The organism is Bradyrhizobium sp. 153, assembly GCF_023073835.1.
In the GTDB taxonomy this organism is placed as follows: domain Bacteria; phylum Pseudomonadota; class Alphaproteobacteria; order Rhizobiales; family Xanthobacteraceae; genus Bradyrhizobium.
Window position 1 is genome coordinate 42,276 of the sequence record NZ_JADPKH010000107.1, and the last position, 16,007, is coordinate 58,282.

Here is a 16,007-nt window from a genome sequence, read left to right on the forward strand (position 1 = left end):
CCGCTGCTATTTGCGGCTCAGGTTACGATAATCCACCTGGCGGGTGAATTGATAGACATAGCCGTCGAGATTGGCGGCCATGACCGCGTCCTGCGCCGGTTGCCAGAGCGGGACCTGGAACATCTGCTCGAAATGGATGGCGTTGAGCTCCTTGCCCTCCGCCTCGTACTTCGCCTTGTCCGGCTCGAAGCGCGCTGCCTGCGCGATCTCCTCCAACTCGGCATTGTCAGTCGACGAATAGTTCCAGCGCTGATTGCCGGTGTAGAAGTTGCGGTAGAAATAATCGGTCGACGGCAGCCAGGCGACGATGCCCTCGGTGAAGAAGGGCAGCTTCTTCTCGTTGATCGAGGTCGACATCTGCGCATCCGGCAGCTTCTGGATGTCGACCTTGATGCCGATCTTCTCCAGCGATTCCTTGACCAGGGCGGCCATCGGTTCGGCAGTCGCGGCCTGACCGACGTTGAAGCTGAAGGTCGTGGCGAAACCTTCGGGCACGCCAGCCTCCTTCAGATAGGCCCGCGCCTTCTCCAGATCGAGCTTGACCGGTTGCGGGATCGGATAGCCGCCGCTCGGCGGCCTCCCGTCGGCCCAGCTGGCACCGAACAGCGGCGCGCCGCGGCCGAACAGCGCCGCCTTGAACATGTCATCATAGGGTAGCGCCGCGGCGACAGCCCGGCGGACGTTGACGTTGTCGAACGGCGGGATCTTGTTGTTCATCGAGATGAAGGTCACCGCATTGTATTGCGGCGTCGAAATCACCTTCAGCTTGCCTTTGGCCTCCAGCGCCTGGACGTCGCTGGCCTGCAGATCGATCACGAGGTCCGCGTCGCCGCGCTCGACCAGATTGGCGCGCGTCGCCGGCTCCGGTACCGACTGGATGATCAGCCGCTTGAAGAACGCCGGCTTGTCCGGCGAGCCGCGATTCCAGGCCTCGTTGCGCTTGGCGATCGCCTGCTCGCCCGGCTTGAAGGTTTCGACGATATAGGCGCCGCTGCCCGCCTCGTTCTCCTTCAGCCAGCTCAGCGCCCAAGGATCCTCAGGCGTCGCATGCGATTTGGCAAGCTTGGAATTGATGATGATGGGATAGACGGTCGCAAGGTTCGGCAGCGCCAGCTTGTCGGGCCGCGGCAATGTCACTTCAAGGGTCAGTGGATCGATCACCTTGAACTGGTCGGCGCTGGTCAACGATCCTGTCAGCAATTGCGCCTTGCCGAGTACCGGCGCGGTGACGCAGCGGTCGAGCGACCACTTCACGTCTTCTGCAGTAACCGGCGAGCCATCGTGGAACTTGGCGTCGGGACGAAGCTTGAAGGTGAGCTTCAGGCCATCGGGGCTGACGCTGAAGGACTCCGCGAGCTCGCCATTGATGGTATCGAGATCGAACACCCATTTGCCGTTGAGCTGTTTGCGGCCGAACGACACCAGCCGGTCATAGCTGCTCATGCTGAGCGCGAAGGCTTCGCGGGTCGAGCCGGGAATGTTGGGATCGAGCGTGTTGACCGTTGCCGCCGTCACGTAGCGCAAGGTCTCAGCGCGGCTCTGCGCACGGGCCGCGGGCGCAATCAATGTCGCCGAAAGAAGAACGGCGGACGCCGAAATCAGATGCCTGGAAATCACGGGGTACATCGCCTCTGTCCTTTGTTAGGCCGCGCACGCCCGAAATGGCAGCAAATCATGTGCCAGAAACCGGCAGTTCGGCATGCTTCTTCGTCGCAGTGGAATGCATACACGCTCGCCGGCATCACGCGCTCCCCTCCGCCGCCGCGGGGGTGCGCCGGATCATAGCTTGAGGGACATCATAGGCCTGGAATGCCGCCCAGTGCTTGTCGATATCGGCGCGGAACAGGTCGCGCGTGAGGCCGTGGACCAGCTTCGGCACCGCCGTCGTCATCGCATTGATCGAAGAGCCGGACGGACCAAAGCTCATGGTCGAGGCGATGGCGAACAGGTGAATGCCGGAGATCCACGGTGTTCGTCCAACCGCGCGCTCGCAGAAGGCATAGTCGTCCGACAAATAAGGAAAGGCGCCAAGGCGCGGGCTCTGTTCCTGCGCCGGCGGCGTGTAGCAGTCGGCCCAGCGCGCGATGTTATCGGCGCATCGCTTCAGCTCGGGGCGACCGGCAAAGTCCATCATGACGCCGGTGGCGCAGATGATGAAATCGACCGCGATCTCGCCACGTGGCGTGCGCAGCAGCACGCTGTCAACAGTCTCCCGCGCTCCCTCGACAGGTGCGCCCTCGTGCAGATGGAACGTCGCGTGCCGGGCGCAGCGATCATAGGTGGCTTGCGGAAATCCCTCGCGCAGCTCGAGCACCGCGCGCATGAAGCGCCAGCGCCAGGAATCGTCGAGCTCGGAGAAATGCCTGAGGAAGCCGCGGAAGGTCAGCCATCGATAGGGCTGCACCAGCTGGATCGCAGCGCGCCGGCACAGCAAATGCACGGCGCCCGCACCTGCCTCCAGTGCCATCGCTGCGTTATCGAAGGCCGAGGCGCCCGCGCCAATCACCGCGACGCGCTTGTCGCGTAGCGCGGTAAAATCTGTCGGCGCCGCGCAAGTAACGCATCGCGACGCCGGCAGATGGCGCAATGGTTCGGGAATGCTCCAATCGCCCATACCTTCCTGTCCCGTCGCGAGCACGATCTTGCGGGCGTAAAGCACCTCCTCGCTATGAGCAGTCCTCACTGTTACCCTCAGTAGGCCGTTAGCATCGGGTGCGATATCGGTCACCTCGCAGCCATTGTGCACCGGTAAACCGAGCACCTTCCGATACCACGACAGATAGGCCGCCCAATATTCGCGCGGGATCAGACCAAGATCGCGCCAGCTCTCCATTCCGAATTTGGCCTCGTGCCAGGCCTGATAGGTCAGGCTCGGCAGGTCGAGATCAGGGCCGGTGTAGTCCTTCGGACTGCGCAGGGTCGGCATCCGCGCATAGGTCAGCCATGGGCCTTCGCAACCCTCATCCGCCTTGTCGAGCACGAGGATGTTGGTGACCTGCGAGCGCTGCAGGCCGAAAGCCGTCGCAAGTCCGGATTGACCAGCCCCAACAATGAGCACGTCCAGAGCGCGGCTGCCATCGGGAGCCGTCATCGGCGTCAGCCAGGGCATGCCCGGATGCGCCGTCTTGGCAAGATCGGCGCGGACCTGAACTGCAAGTGCTGCAAGGCCATCACTCATGCCGCAAGCCACCCGCCATCGACTGGAAGCACCGTGCCGGTGACGAAGGAGGAATCGTCACTGGCGAGATAGAGCGCCGCCGCCGCCACCTCCTCGGCGCGGCCGAATCGCTTCATGGCATGACGCTGCCGCGAGGCCTCGCGCACCGACTCGGGATCGACATGGCGCGCAAAACTGCGGCGCAGCAGCGGCGTGTCGATCGCACCGGGCGCCAACGCGTTGACACGGATGCCATCGGTCGCGAAATCGATGGCCATGGTGCGGGTCAGGCTGACGATGGCGCCCTTGGCCGCAATATAGGCGCTGTTGCCCTTGCCGCCAGCGATTGCCAGCTGCGACGCCAGCGTGATGATGGCGCCCTTGCCTTGCCGCTGCATGATCGGCACCACCGCGCGCGCCCACAACCAGGTGCCGCCGACATTGGCACGGAATACCGCGTCCCAATCCGCCGGTGCGGTCGTGATCACGGTACCACCGCAGGAGAAGCCGGCAGACGTCATCAGCACGTCCAGCCTGCCGCCGCCTGTTGCGACACTTTCGACGGTGGCCCTTGCAAAATCGGCGTCGCCGACATCGCCAACATGGACGCTGCCGCTGCCACCCTGTTCGCGAAGCATCGCCAGTGTTTCGGCTGCGCTGTCAGCATCGCGATCGACCAGCGCGACGAAGGCGCCTTCGCGGGCGAACAGAACGGCGCTGGCCCGGCCGATCCCGGAGCCGCCGCCTGTGATGATCGCCATCCTGCCCGCCAGCTTCATCTCAGGCGCCGCCTCGATCATGATCATGCAACCAGCGCCGCATATGCTCCGCTGACTCCTCACAGCCAAATTTGGCGCGCCATCCGAATTCGTCGGCCATGCGCTGTACCGACAGCGGCGCCCGGGTCGGGCCGTGCACCGTCACGGTTGGTGTCTCGCCGGAGACAGCCACGCGGCAAACGAAACCGCTGTCCGGGTCGGCAAGAGCTTTATCAGCAAAAGCCTTGCCCCAGGCCTCGGCGGTGAACGTCACACCGCTCGAGATATTGTAAAGCATGTGGCGGGGCCGGGCGGCATCGAGCAGCACGGCGACAGCGGCGGCGACGTCGGCGGCATAGACCCAGTCCCGTGCACCGGGTTCGCTGAGCAACGCCGGCGCGCCCCGCCGCACGCAATCCACAATCAGCGCCTGCGGCGACGGCGTGTCGCGGACACCGCCTGCACGCTCGTACGGGCCAAAAACGCCCGAGAGCCGGACGCTGATCACATCGGCCTGCCAGAGGTCGGAGAGCCGCGCCACCACACGCTCAGAGCCGAATTTCGTGATCGCATACAGCGATTGCGGATCGCAGGGCGTCGTCTCTTCGAGCAGGGGATAATGCCGGCCGCTCGCGCCATAGCTTGCAGCGGACGACAGGTTGATCACACGCTGCACCTTTGCCTTGCGCGCAGCGGTCAGGATCGACACCTGCGCCAGCAGATTGACCGCCAGGATGCGCTCCGGCTCGGCGGCATCGCGCGCCGCGCCTGCCGTGATCGCGGCGCCAAGCACCACGGCATTGCATCCCGGTCCGACTGCGGCCTCAACCGCGCTGCGTTCGGTCACGTCCCCTCGCAGCACCCGCAAGCGTTCACCGTAGGGCGCAAAGGCGCAGCGCGCCTCCACCGGCAACTCGGCCTGATCGAACAGTGTGACCGCATGGCCGCGGGCAAGCAGCAGCTCCGCGATATTGAGCCCGACAAAGCCTGCGCCACCGAAGATCACGACGCTCATCTCGCGGTCCGCTCACAATAGCTTGGCGCCAAAATTCTGCTCCGGGTTCATGTCCGAGACCAATCGACCAGTCGGTTTCGCGGCCTCGCCGCCGCTGCGGGCCAGGAAGCGGCCGGAGCCCGGCGAGGCGTTCAGCCTTCCGCTTTCGACAATGACGCGGCCGCGGGAGAGCACCGTCACCGGCCAGCCCTGCAGCGAACGGCCGGCGAACGGGGTGTAGCCGGCCAGATCGTGCATCATCGTGTCGGTGACGGTCACGCGGCGATCGGGATCCCAGATCGCGATATCGGCGTCAGCGCCGACGGCGATCGAGCCCTTGCGCGGATGCAGATTGTAGATCTTGGCCGGCGCGGTCGCAGTCAGCTCGACGAATTTCTCGAGGCCAAGCCGTCCCTTGGAGACCATCGCATCGAACAGCAGCGGCAGCCGCATCTCGAGGCCCGGCAGGCCGTTGGCCACCTGCTTGAAGTTCGGGTTCGGCCCGGCGCGAAGCTTGCCGGTCTCGTCGAACCGATACGGCGCATGATCGGAGGAGATGGTCTGCAGATCGCCGAGCGATAACGCCTTCCACAGCGCCTCCTGGTCGTCCTTGCGGCGCGGTGGCGGGCTGCACATCCATTTGGCGCCTTCCGCGCCCGGCTTGTCGAGATCGTCGGCGGTGAGGAACAGATATTGCGGGCAGGTCTCGGCAAACACTTTCAACCCCTGTCCGCGGGCATCGCGGATCGTCTGCGCGCCCTCGGCGGTCGAGACGTGGAAGATCATGATCGGCTGGTCGACCAGGGCCGCCATGCCGATCAGGCGGTTGAACGCCTCTGCTTCCGAAAAGCGCGCATGGCTGATCGCGTGATATTTCGGATGAGTGTAGCCGCGCGCGAGCAGCCGCTTCACCATCCAGGAGATGATGCCGTGATTTTCCGCGTGCGCACACAGCATCGCGCCGCCCTCGCGCGCTGCAACGAGAATGTCGAGCAGCGGCTCGTCGTCGATCTTCAGCCGGTCATAGGTCATGAAAATCTTGATCGAGCCGTGACCCTGACGAATCAGCGTCGGCAGATCGCGCTCCAGCGTCTCTTTCGTCGGGTCGGCGATAATCATATGGAAGGCGTAGTCGATTACCGCGCCCTTGCGCGCCAGCGCATGATAATCCTCCAGCACCTGCGGCAGCTGCATGCCGACATGCTGCGCGGCAAAGGAAATGACCGAGGTGGTGCCGCCGAAGGCCGCCGACGTCGTGGCACTCTCGAAGGTGTCGGCATTCATGATGCCGGCGGCAGACAATTGCTCGATGTGACAATGGCTGTCGACACCGCCCGGCAGCACCAGCCTGCCGCGCGCGTCGATCTCGCGCTTGGCCGGGCCGAGCCCGCGCCCGATCGCAGCAATGGCTTCACCTGTGATTGCCACGTCGGCCTCGAACACGTCGGTGGTCGTGGCGACGCGCCCGCCGCGGATGATCAGGTCATAGGCGGGTTCGGTCATAACGGTGTCTCCTTGCGTAACTCTCGAAGTCCATTGGCGTTGCGCAGCTTTGCGGCGCGCCCTTGCGCCCTGCGCATGACCGCTTCATGCTGTCCATGGCATAGTGATTGCCTTTGTTTCGCATCGTCAAGCTTCGCACCGTCAACACTGCCCAAGCAGGAACCTCCCATGCCCCGACCGCGCATCATGGTCATCAACCCGAATTCCAACCGCGTGGTCACGGCCGGCCTTGCCGAAGCGCTGAAGCCGCTGGCCTTTGCCGACGGTCCGGAGATCGTGTGCGAGACCTTGGTCGAAGGACCCTACGGCATCGAGAGCCAGGCCGACGCCGAAAGCGTGGTGATGCCGCTGCGGCGGACCCTCGCCGGCGACAAGGAGTCGGCGGCCTTCGTGATCGCCTGCTACAGCGACCCCGGCCTGCATGTCTGCCGCGAGGCCACCACGCGGCCGGTGCTGGGCATTGCCGAATGCGGCGTGCTGACCGCGCTGACCCGCGCCGAGACCTTTGGCGTGATCGCGATCGCGCAGCGCTCGATCCGCCGGCATATGCGTTATCTGCGTCAGATGGGCCTGTTGGAGCGGCTGGCCGGCGAGCGCCCGCTCGACATGAGCGTGGCGGAAACCGCATCGGGCGAAGGCACGCTCGCCAAGATGATCGCGGTCGGCCGCGCCCTGAAAGAGGAGGACGGCGCCGGCGCCATCGTGATGGGCTGTGCCGGCATGGCGCGCCACCGGAAGCCGCTTGAGGAGGCGCTCGGCATTCCCGTGATCGATCCGACCCAGGCCGCCGTCACCATGGCGCTCGGCGCCGTGCAATTCGGCGCGCACTGAGGCACTGATTGACGGGCTAGCGTGCCTCACGCGCCCGCCTCGCCTGCCAATCGTCATAGCTCTCGCGGTCCATCGCGAACATGTCGCGCTGGGTCGAATAGAGATTGCCGAACAGGCGGCCGATCGGCTGATAGGTTGCCATGTCGACATACATCCGCGCCGGATCGAGCAGCCCTTCGCGCGCATGCAGATGCAAGACCTCGCCAACCAGCAGCTCGCGCCCCGGGCCAAACGCGAGCGAGACCTGCCGCCGGCATTCCAGCGCGAAGGGCGCCGCAGCCAGCCGCGGGACCTTGACCTCGGCACTCGCCTCCGTCGCCAGGCCCACGGCGGCGACCTCGCTCTCGCCGGAGGGAAAATCCACCGCGCAGTCGTTCATCGCTTTCGCCAGCGTCTCGTCCACCATATGCACGACGAATTCGCCGGTACGGTGGATGTTGCGGGTGGTGTCCTTGAACCGGCCATCGGGATGATGCTGCAGGCCGAGCACGATCAGCGGCGGGTTCTCGGAGAACACGTTGAAGAAGCTGAACGGCGCCGCATTCAGCGCGCCGTTGTCGTCTACCGTGGTGACAAAAGCGATCGGACGCGGCACCACCACACCGCACAAGAGCTTGTAGCGGTCGCGGGGCGCAAGGTCGCGAAACGACAGGCCGATCATCGGGCGCGTCCTCCGCAGTTCATGGCGGCGGCACCGCGCCGGTGCGGCCAGTGATCAGGCCGTAATGCTCGGTGCGGCGGTGCGCGGCGAAATTGAAGATCGTTTGCTTGCCGAATGCGGTGGCATCGAGATCGCAGGGATGAATCAGAAGCTCGTCGTCCTCCGTCCCGGCCTCGGCGACAATCTCGCCGTCGGGATTAACGATGATGCTGCCGCCGATCAGGGGATGGCCGTCCTCATTGCCGGCCTTGGCGACCGCGATCACCCAGCAGGAGTTCTGATAGGCGCCGGCCTGCACCGACAGGCGGTTATGGAACAACCGCTTCTCTGGCCCTTCGTCGCCCTTCTGCGCGTTGACCGACGGCGTGTTGTACCCGATCAGCACCATCTCGACGCCCTGCAAGCCCATCACGCGATAGGTTTCCGGCCAACGGCGGTCGTTACAGACCGCCATGCCCATGATGCCGCCGAGATTGCGCCAGACCGGGAAGCCGAGATCGCCCGGCTCGAAATAGCGCTTCTCAAGATGCTGATGCGTGCGCTCCGGATCGAACTCGGCATGCCCGGGCAAATGGATCTTGCGGTATTTTCCGACGATGTTGCCGCTGCGGTCGGTCAGGATGGCAGTGTTGAAGTGATGTCCGTCAGGCGTCAGCTCGGCATAGCCAAAGCTCATCGCCATCTCGTGGCGAGCCGCGCGCTCGAACAGCGGCCGCACAGCGTCATTGGGCATCTCTTGCTCGAACCAACCATTGGCATCGGCGCGGTTTTCCAGGTACCAGCGCGGGAAGAACGTGGTCAGCGCGAGTTCGGGATAGACGATCAGATCAGCACCCTTTGACTTGGCCTCATCCATCAGCGCGATCATTCGCTTGACGACGACATCGCGCCCGTCAGCGCGCTGGATCGGACCCATCTGAGCTGCGGCGACGTTGATCATGCGCATGGTTGTTGTTCTCCTTGCAAACTCAGCCGGCGAACGCGGCCTGCGCTTCCGGCAAATCCCAGATCTTGCCAATTGCAACAGCCCCTGCCGCGGTGATTGCAGCCTCGTCGCCGTGAACATAGCGGCCGGCGTCAATCAGCACACGGCCATCGACGATGACCTGATCGATATTGGCGCGGTTACCGAGCGCGATCAGCGCACGACGCGGATCGAACAGCGGCTGCAGATGCGGATGGGTCATGTCGATCACGGTCAGGTCGGCCGTCGCGCCGGGCGCGATCGTGCCGAGATCAGGGCGCTTCACCAGCGCAGCTGCGGTCACCGTCACCGATTCGATCAGGTCGGGCGCGCTCGCGACCTCGGCGCGCTGCAGCGCGAGCTTCGAGATCATCGACGCCGCATTCAGCTCGCCGAGCAGGTCCATGTTGTAGCCGTCGGTGCCGACTACCGTCCGCACGCCATGCTCGGCAAACCGGCCGAATGCGGCGGTCACGCCGGATCGGGCGAACACCCGCGGGCAGTTCAGCACCGCCGCGCCGCGCGCCGCCATCAGCTTCAGATCCCTGTCGGAGCTTGCGATGCAGTGCGCTGCGAGCAGATCGGGCGCCAGCAGGCCGAGCCAGTCGAGATATTCGGCCGGCGTGCGGCCGTCGTAGCGCTTGCCGATGGTTTCGACCTCGGCCCGGCTTTGCGCCAGATGGGTCGTGATGGGCACACCGAGCTCGCGGGCGCGCTCCGCGCACACCTTGAGCAGATCCGGGCCGCAGGTATCGGTCGCATGCGGACTCATCGCGAGGCCAATCCGGCCCCCGCCACAACCGTTCCAACGCTGATAGAGCGCGTTCCAAGTGGCGAGATCGGCCGCACCATCGTCGCCGGCGTACCTGACAACACCGTCCGGGCCAGCCTTGGCGTCTGACGTCGAGAACAGATAGGGCGCGCCGTAGAAGCGGATGCCCATCTCCTCGGCGGCGTCGAACATCTCGGGAATCGTGTTGCGGAACGGCTCCATCACCGTGGTCGCGCCGCCCTTCAGCAGTTGCAGGATGCCGAGCCGGGCCACCGCAAGGCGCTCTTCAGGCGAGAGCAGGTCGGCTCCGCGCTTGGTCAGCGGCAGCAGCACCGTATAGACGATGCTCTGATTGTTGCGCCGGCCGTTGCCGTCCTCGGTGTGGCTGCGCGCTACCGCCTCGCTGAAGCAATGATTATGCAGGTTCATCAAGCCCGGCAGGATGAAACGTCCAGGACGGTCACGGACCTCGGCGGCGGATGGCCGGTCCTTGCTGATCGCGGCGATCGTCTTGCCTTCGATCAGCACCCAGTGATCGCGCAGCACATCCTGCGCGCCGTCGCGGCGAGAGAGAACGTAGCTGCCGAAGATCGCGATGCTGCTCATGATGGACGCACGTTCCAGAAGACCGCAGTGCCGTCGAGGATGCCGGTGATGCTCTTGCGGTAGGCGGTCGGTTGCTTGTACAGGCCGATCGGAAAATACGGGATCTCCTCGAACGCCAGCGCCTGGATATCGTGGCAGATCCGCTGCTGCTCCTCCAGCGAGGACGCGGCCAACCACTGGCTGCGCAGGCCGCCCATCTCCTCGCTGCTATACCATCCGGCGACCTTGCCTTCGCCGCGCAGATTGGTGTTGCCGGCCGGATTGAGCCAGTCTATCCCCTGCCAGTTGCCGACCGCAGCACTCCAGCCGCCCTTGTCGATCGGGTCCTTTTTCAACTGGCGCTGCAGCACGACGGCAAAGTCGAGCGCGTGGTGTTCGACGTTCATCCCGGCTCTCCGCAGCATGTCGGCGGCGACCTGGCCAAGCGGCTTTTGCGCGGCCGAATTGCTCGGCGACAGCAGCACAACCTTTTCGCCATTGTAGCCGGCGGCAGCCAGTTCGGCCTTCACCTTAGCCATGTCGCGCGGACCGCGGAAGACGTCGAGGCCGACGTCATTGGCCATCGGCGTTCCCGGGGCGAAATAGCCAATCGGCGAAAGCTGGTAGGCCGGATCGACGCCTGCGACGGCGGTCATGAAGTCGGCCTGGTCGATCGCGCCCAGCAGCGCACGGCGGATCGCCGGATTGTCGAACGGCGGCTGCAGATGATTGACGCGAAGCATGCAGGCATAGCCGCGGGGATCGAGCACACGCGTCTCGACCTCGTCGGACTGCTTCAGCACCGGCAGCAGATCGTGCGGCGTGGTTTCCTGCCAATCCTGCTCGCCGGTCTGCAGTGCTGCGACGGCAGTCCCCGGATCCGGCGTCGTCGTCCACACCACGCGATCGTAATGCACGATCTTGGGACCGGCGGTCCAGTCGGGCTTGCCGTCCTGGCGCGGTTGATAGCGCTCGAATCTTGCATAGGCATTGCGCACGCCCGGCACGCGCTCATCCGCGATGAAACGAAACGGTCCGCTGCCGATCACTTCGGTGATCGGCTTGAGCGGATCCTGGTTCGCAAACCGCTCGGGCATCATGAACGCGGCATGCACCGCGGCCTTGCCGAGTGCCTGTGGCAGCAGCGGAAACGGCCGACGCAAACGAAAACGGATGGTGCGGTCATCGGGCGCGGACAGTTCCTCTGTCGCCGCCATCACTTCGCCGCCGAACCCGTCGCGCGAGGCCCAGCGGCGAATGCTGGCGACGCAGTCACGCGCCAGCACCCGCTCGCCGTCATGCCAGAAAAGCCCGTCGCGCAGCGTCAGGTCCCACTGCTTGGCGTCACTGGAGACGACATGGCCCGACACCATCTGCGGCGAGACTTCCAGCGCCGCATTCATGCCATAGAGCGTGTCGTAGACCATGAAGCCGTGGTTGCGCGACACCTGCGCGGTGGAATAGATCGGATCGAGGAAAGCCAGATCGATCACCGGGATGAAGCGCAGCGTGGTTTGCGATTGCGCGCGCACGATGCCCGGCAAGGAAAAGGCAGGCGCCATCGCGGCCGCGCGAAGCAGCGAGCGGCGGGAGAACTGCATCGAAGACGCGCCCATGCTCATCAGCGCGACTGACCCGCGGCTTCATGCTTCTGGAAGTTGCCTGCGATCGCCTCCCCGGTCGTGATCCACACGTCCGCGCAGGATTTGGCGTAGGTGAGAAACTCGCGCAGCAGGCGCAGCCGCATCGGACGGCCGCTGCACTGCGGATGCAGCACGGTCGTCACCATCGCGCCCCAATCGCGGACCTCGTCGAGTTCGTCCTTCCAGATCGAGAGCACATGCTCCTTCGGAAAGATCGAGCGCGGGCTGAAGCGTGCCGAGAGGCCGTGCATCCAGTCATCATAGCTCGCCGTGACCGGAAGCTCGATCGTGCCCGGGTTGCCGTCGGCGAGGCGGTGGCGATAGGGCCGGACGTCATCGCGGAACGAGGACGTATAGACGATGCCATGGCGTACCAGCGCCGTGCGCAGCTCCTCGGTGAACTCACCATAGGGCGCGCGGTAGCCGATCGGCTTGACGCCGAGCCGCCGCTTCAGCGCTTCAAAGCCCCGCTCCAGCTCGTCCTCGATCCAGGGATCTCCGGGGTCGGGCAGCAGATGGTGATAGCCGTGGTGGCCGATCTCATGACCGGCCTTGAGGATGGATTCGGCCATTGCCGGATGCGCATCGACCGACCAGCCGGTGACGAAGAACGTCGCCTTCAGGTCGAGTTGATCGAGCAGCTCCAGCAACTTCGGTGTGCCGACCCGCGCCTCATAGCCGCCATAGCTCATGGTGATCAGGCGCTGGGCGTGCACGGCGTCCTTGCTGGTCCAGGCGCTCTCAGCGTCGACATCGAACGACAGGAACATCGCCGACCCCCAAGGCTTCGGCCAGGGATAATTCGGTGCCGGGTCCGCGGTGTTCGCCGGGACGAGCGGGATGCTCTGGAGTGCCTTACTGTCCAGCATTGATGGTCGCCTTCTCTACGCCGTTGTCGTTCAGTTTCCACTTCACAAGCAGGCTGCGGTAGGTGCCGTCGGCGATCAGCGCGTCCAGCGCTTCCACAAAGGCCTGCTGCAACGCCTTCTCCTTGACCGGCAAGGCGATCCCGGTGAACTGCGCCGCGATCGCCTGCCCGACGGGCGCATAGGCGCCGGGCTCCTGGTCCATGATGTAGAGCAGCGTCTCGCTGCCCTGGACGGCCGCGTCGATCCGACCCTGCTTCAACTGCGTGCGCGCGTCAGCGGAGCCTTCGGTGCCGACGACCACGATCGCATTGCCGCCGCAATGCGCCGTGCTCCACGCCGCGATCTGGTCCGGGAACATGGTGCGGCGGCTGGCGCCGACCTTCTTGCCACACAGCGCCGCCATGTCCTTGAACTCGGCTGCACGGGATTGCTGCACAAAGAACTGCGGGCCGCTGCGCAGATAATCGACGAAGCTTGCCGCCTCATGACGCGTGGCATAATCGGTGAAGCCGGACAGGATCGCGTCCACCCGCCCCGACGAGATCGACGGCATGAACTGCGCAAAACTGGTCTCCTCCCACTCCAGCTTGATGCCGAGCTTGCGGCCAAGCGCCTCGCCCAGGTCGATGTCGAACCCGGCCAGCGCGTTGGTGACGGGATCGCGGAACTCCATCGGCGGATAGTTCGGCACGATTGCGACCTTGATAGTGCCCCGTTTCGTGATCTCCGCAGGCAGCTCGATCGCAAAGACCGGTCCGGCCATGATCAATCCAACTAAGCCCGCAACAACCAGCCTGATCATCAAAAGTGCCCCCATCAAATCACTGCCGCCAGAAATGCCCGCGTACGTGCCTCGCGCGGCGCCCCGAGAACGTCGGCGGCGCGCCCGGATTCCACAATCGCGCCATGATCCATGTAGACGACGCGATCAGCGACCTCGCGGGCAAAGCCAAGCTCGTGCGTCACCACCATCATGGTCATGCCGCTCTGCGCGAGCTCCTTCATGACAGCCAGCACCTCGCCCACAAGCTCGGGATCGAGCGCGCTGGTCGGCTCGTCGAACAGCATTAGCATCGGCTTCATCGCCAGCGCCCGGGCGATCGCCACGCGCTGCTGCTGGCCGCCCGAAAGCTGCGACGGATAGGAGTCCGCTTTCGTCGCAAGCCCGACGCGCCGCAGGAGCTCGATTGCCTCGGCGCGCACCTCGCCCGGGTTGCGGCCCTGCACCTGCACCGGTCCTTCCGTGATGTTCTCCAGCGCAGTCTTGTGCGGAAACAGGTTGAAGCGCTGGAACACCATGCCGGTTTTCAGCCGCTGCCGCGCGATCTGCCGGTCGGTGAGGCGGCGCAGCTTGCCGCCCTCCTCGCGGACGCCCAGCATCTCGCCATCCAGCCAGATACCACCGCTGTCGATCACGGTAAGCTGGTTGATGCAGCGAAGCAGCGTTGTCTTGCCAGAACCTGACGCACCGATCAGACACAGAACCTCGCCGGGCCACACGTCGAGCGAGACATTCCTGAGAGCCTGGAACTCTCCAAAGGCCTTGCTGACGGAGCGGATCGCGACGAGCGGTTTCGTCATCGGTTGATCCGTGCCGTTCCACGCGCAAAATGGCGCTCGAGCAGCATCTGCAGAGGCGTCAGGATCGATACCACCAGCAGATACCAGCAGCCGGCGACGATCAGAAGCTCGATGACGCGCGAATTCGCATAGTAGATATTCTCGGCGTTGTGCAGCACCTCGGGATACTGGATCACGCTGGCGAGCGAGGTCGCCTTCACCATGCCGATGAACTCGTTGCCGAGCGGTGGAATCACCACCCGCATCGCCTGAGGCAGGATAATCCGCCGCAGCGCCCGCAGCCGCCCCAGGCCGATCGCCTGCGCCGCCTCATACTGCCCGGCGTCGACCGACAGCATGCCGGCGCGCATCACTTCCGACGTATAGGCACCCTGGTTGATGCCGAGCCCGAGCAGCGCTGCGAGGAACGGCGTCATGACGTCAACGGCCCGCGCCGTCCACAGGCCGGGAATACCGATGGTCGGAAACACCAGCGCGAGGTTGAACCACAGGAGGAGTTGCAGGATCAGCGGCGTGCCGCGGAACAGCCAAGTGTAACCTGCAGCAACCGACTTCAGCACCGGATTGGGTGACAGCCGCATGATCGCCGCGACCGCGCCGAGGACGATGCCGAGTGCCATCGCGAGTACCGCCATCACCATGGTGTTGACGATGCCCTGGAGGATCACCTTCGCGGTCAGGAAGCGGCTGACATAGGACCATTCGATCTGGCCATTGGCAAAGGCGCGAGCGATCGCCGCAAGCACAACGACGATCGCGGCCGCAGCCAGCCACCGCCGCCAGTGGATCTCCCGCGCGATCTGCATCTGCGAGAGATCAGGAAAGCCTTCCGCCAGCGTCGGCGCCGCCCTCATTGCGGCGCCGCATTCATCAAGGGCTTGGAAACCGCGTTCGCGCCCAAACCGAATTTCTCGAGGATCTTCTTGTAGGAGCCGTCGGCGATCATCGCCGCCAGATGCTCCGTCACCACTTCGCGCAGTGCGACATCGTCCTTGCGGAACATGATGCCCTGATAGCCGATTGCAAAGGGCTCGCCGACGACACGGTATTTGCCAGCCTCCTGCGCCTGCGCAAAGGGCAGCGTCTCGCCGCCCTGAACTGCAGCGTCGATGCGGCCCTGCTTGAGCTGGTTGCGCACGTCGATCGAGTTCTCGCCCGGAACATACTGAATGGCCGGCTTGCCGGCGGTCTCGCAATTCTGCTTGCTCCATTTCTCGATCTCGATCGGGAAGCTGGTGCTGCGGGTGGTGCCGACCTTCTTGCCGCAGAGGTCGGTGGCGGCGGTCGCCTCATGGTCGGCCAGCACGAAGAACTGCGGTCCGGTGGTCAGATAGTCGATGAAGTCGGCGGTCTCGCGCCGTGAGGCGCGGTCGGAAATGCCGCTGATGATGAAATCGGCGCGCTTGGTCTGCAGCGACGGAATGAGCTCGGCGAACGGCGTCTCGCTCCAGACGATCTTCACGCCAAGCCGCCTGGCAAGCTCGTTGGCGAGATCGATATCGAGCCCGACCAGCTCGTTGGTTGCGGGATCGCGATACTCCATCGGCGCGTAGGTCGAATTAACAGTCAGTTTCAGCGTACCGGCCTGCTTGATCTCTGCTGGCAGTTCGGCTGCCGAGGCGACGGCCGCAGCAGCGAATGCGGCGAGCCCGAGGAAAAGCGAGAGGCGTATCATGTCAGCTCCTTTGC

Annotated in this window: 15 protein-coding genes; 1 reads left to right on the top strand and 14 read right to left on the bottom strand. The window is 64.7% G+C overall.

Annotated elements, in window-relative coordinates:
* Positions 1-6: 6 nt before the first annotated feature.
* The 5 genes from IVA91_RS26805 to hydA all read right to left on the bottom strand — a co-directional run bounded on the left by IVA91_RS26805 (position 7) and on the right by hydA (position 6,412).
* Positions 7-1,626 carry an ABC transporter substrate-binding protein gene (locus IVA91_RS26805; protein ID WP_247281378.1) on the bottom strand — a complete coding sequence of 540 codons (1,620 nt, stop codon included), beginning with the start codon at positions 1,624-1,626 and terminating at the stop codon, positions 7-9.
* 115 nt (positions 1,627-1,741) lie between these two features.
* Entirely contained in the window at positions 1,742-3,178 is a 1,437-nt protein-coding gene (locus tag IVA91_RS26810) for an NAD(P)/FAD-dependent oxidoreductase (RefSeq protein ID WP_247281377.1), read from the bottom strand.
* Positions 3,175-3,936 (bottom strand): SDR family oxidoreductase, encoded by a 762-nt coding sequence (locus tag IVA91_RS26815; protein ID WP_346015532.1) that lies wholly within the window; start codon positions 3,934-3,936, stop codon positions 3,175-3,177. Before IVA91_RS26815 ends, IVA91_RS26810 begins: the two co-directional genes overlap by 4 nt.
* Position 3,937: 1 nt before the next feature.
* Positions 3,938-4,930, bottom strand: coding sequence for an NAD(P)-dependent oxidoreductase (locus IVA91_RS26820; RefSeq protein WP_247281375.1), 993 nt, complete (start codon positions 4,928-4,930; stop codon positions 3,938-3,940).
* Positions 4,931-4,942: 12 nt separating this feature from the next.
* Entirely contained in the window at positions 4,943-6,412 is a 1,470-nt protein-coding gene (hydA, locus tag IVA91_RS26825; RefSeq protein WP_247415289.1) for a dihydropyrimidinase, read from the bottom strand.
* Positions 6,413-6,580: 168 nt separating this feature from the next.
* On the opposite strand from hydA, the gene IVA91_RS26830 reads away from it, so the two are divergent.
* The gene (locus IVA91_RS26830; protein WP_247281373.1) at positions 6,581-7,243 is read left to right on the top strand and encodes an aspartate/glutamate racemase family protein; all 663 of its coding nucleotides are present in this window, start codon (positions 6,581-6,583) and stop codon (positions 7,241-7,243) included.
* A gap of 16 nt (positions 7,244-7,259) precedes the next feature.
* Here IVA91_RS26830 and IVA91_RS26835 read toward each other — a convergent pair whose 3' ends face one another.
* The 9 genes from IVA91_RS26835 to IVA91_RS26875 are packed head-to-tail and all read right to left on the bottom strand — an operon-like array spanning position 7,260 to position 15,993.
* Positions 7,260-7,904: a flavin reductase family protein gene (locus IVA91_RS26835; RefSeq protein ID WP_247281372.1), complete on the bottom strand. Its 645-nt coding sequence runs from the start codon at positions 7,902-7,904 to the stop codon at positions 7,260-7,262.
* Positions 7,905-7,923: 19 nt separating this feature from the next.
* On the bottom strand, positions 7,924-8,850 hold the full coding sequence (locus IVA91_RS26840) for an N-carbamoyl-D-amino-acid hydrolase (protein WP_247281371.1): 927 nt from the start codon (positions 8,848-8,850) through the stop codon (positions 7,924-7,926).
* Between the two features lie 22 nt (positions 8,851-8,872).
* Positions 8,873-10,246, bottom strand: coding sequence for an amidohydrolase family protein (locus tag IVA91_RS26845; RefSeq protein WP_247281370.1), 1,374 nt, complete (start codon positions 10,244-10,246; stop codon positions 8,873-8,875).
* A complete protein-coding gene (locus IVA91_RS26850; protein WP_247281369.1) occupies positions 10,243-11,826 on the bottom strand; it encodes an ABC transporter substrate-binding protein in 1,584 nt (527 codons plus the stop codon). Before IVA91_RS26850 ends, IVA91_RS26845 begins: the two co-directional genes overlap by 4 nt.
* A gap of 20 nt (positions 11,827-11,846) precedes the next feature.
* A complete protein-coding gene (locus tag IVA91_RS26855) occupies positions 11,847-12,737 on the bottom strand; it encodes a polysaccharide deacetylase (RefSeq protein WP_247281368.1) in 891 nt (296 codons plus the stop codon).
* Positions 12,724-13,539: an ABC transporter substrate-binding protein gene (locus tag IVA91_RS26860; protein ID WP_247281367.1), complete on the bottom strand. Its 816-nt coding sequence runs from the start codon at positions 13,537-13,539 to the stop codon at positions 12,724-12,726. The genes IVA91_RS26855 and IVA91_RS26860 overlap by 14 nt, the downstream gene beginning before the upstream one ends.
* Positions 13,540-13,553: 14 nt before the next feature.
* Positions 13,554-14,318: an amino acid ABC transporter ATP-binding protein gene (locus tag IVA91_RS26865; protein WP_247281366.1), complete on the bottom strand. Its 765-nt coding sequence runs from the start codon at positions 14,316-14,318 to the stop codon at positions 13,554-13,556.
* Positions 14,315-15,172: an amino acid ABC transporter permease gene (locus IVA91_RS26870; RefSeq protein ID WP_247281365.1), complete on the bottom strand. Its 858-nt coding sequence runs from the start codon at positions 15,170-15,172 to the stop codon at positions 14,315-14,317. Before IVA91_RS26870 ends, IVA91_RS26865 begins: the two co-directional genes overlap by 4 nt.
* A complete protein-coding gene (locus tag IVA91_RS26875) occupies positions 15,169-15,993 on the bottom strand; it encodes an ABC transporter substrate-binding protein (protein WP_247281364.1) in 825 nt (274 codons plus the stop codon). Before IVA91_RS26875 ends, IVA91_RS26870 begins: the two co-directional genes overlap by 4 nt.
* Positions 15,994-16,007: the final 14 nt, after the last annotated feature.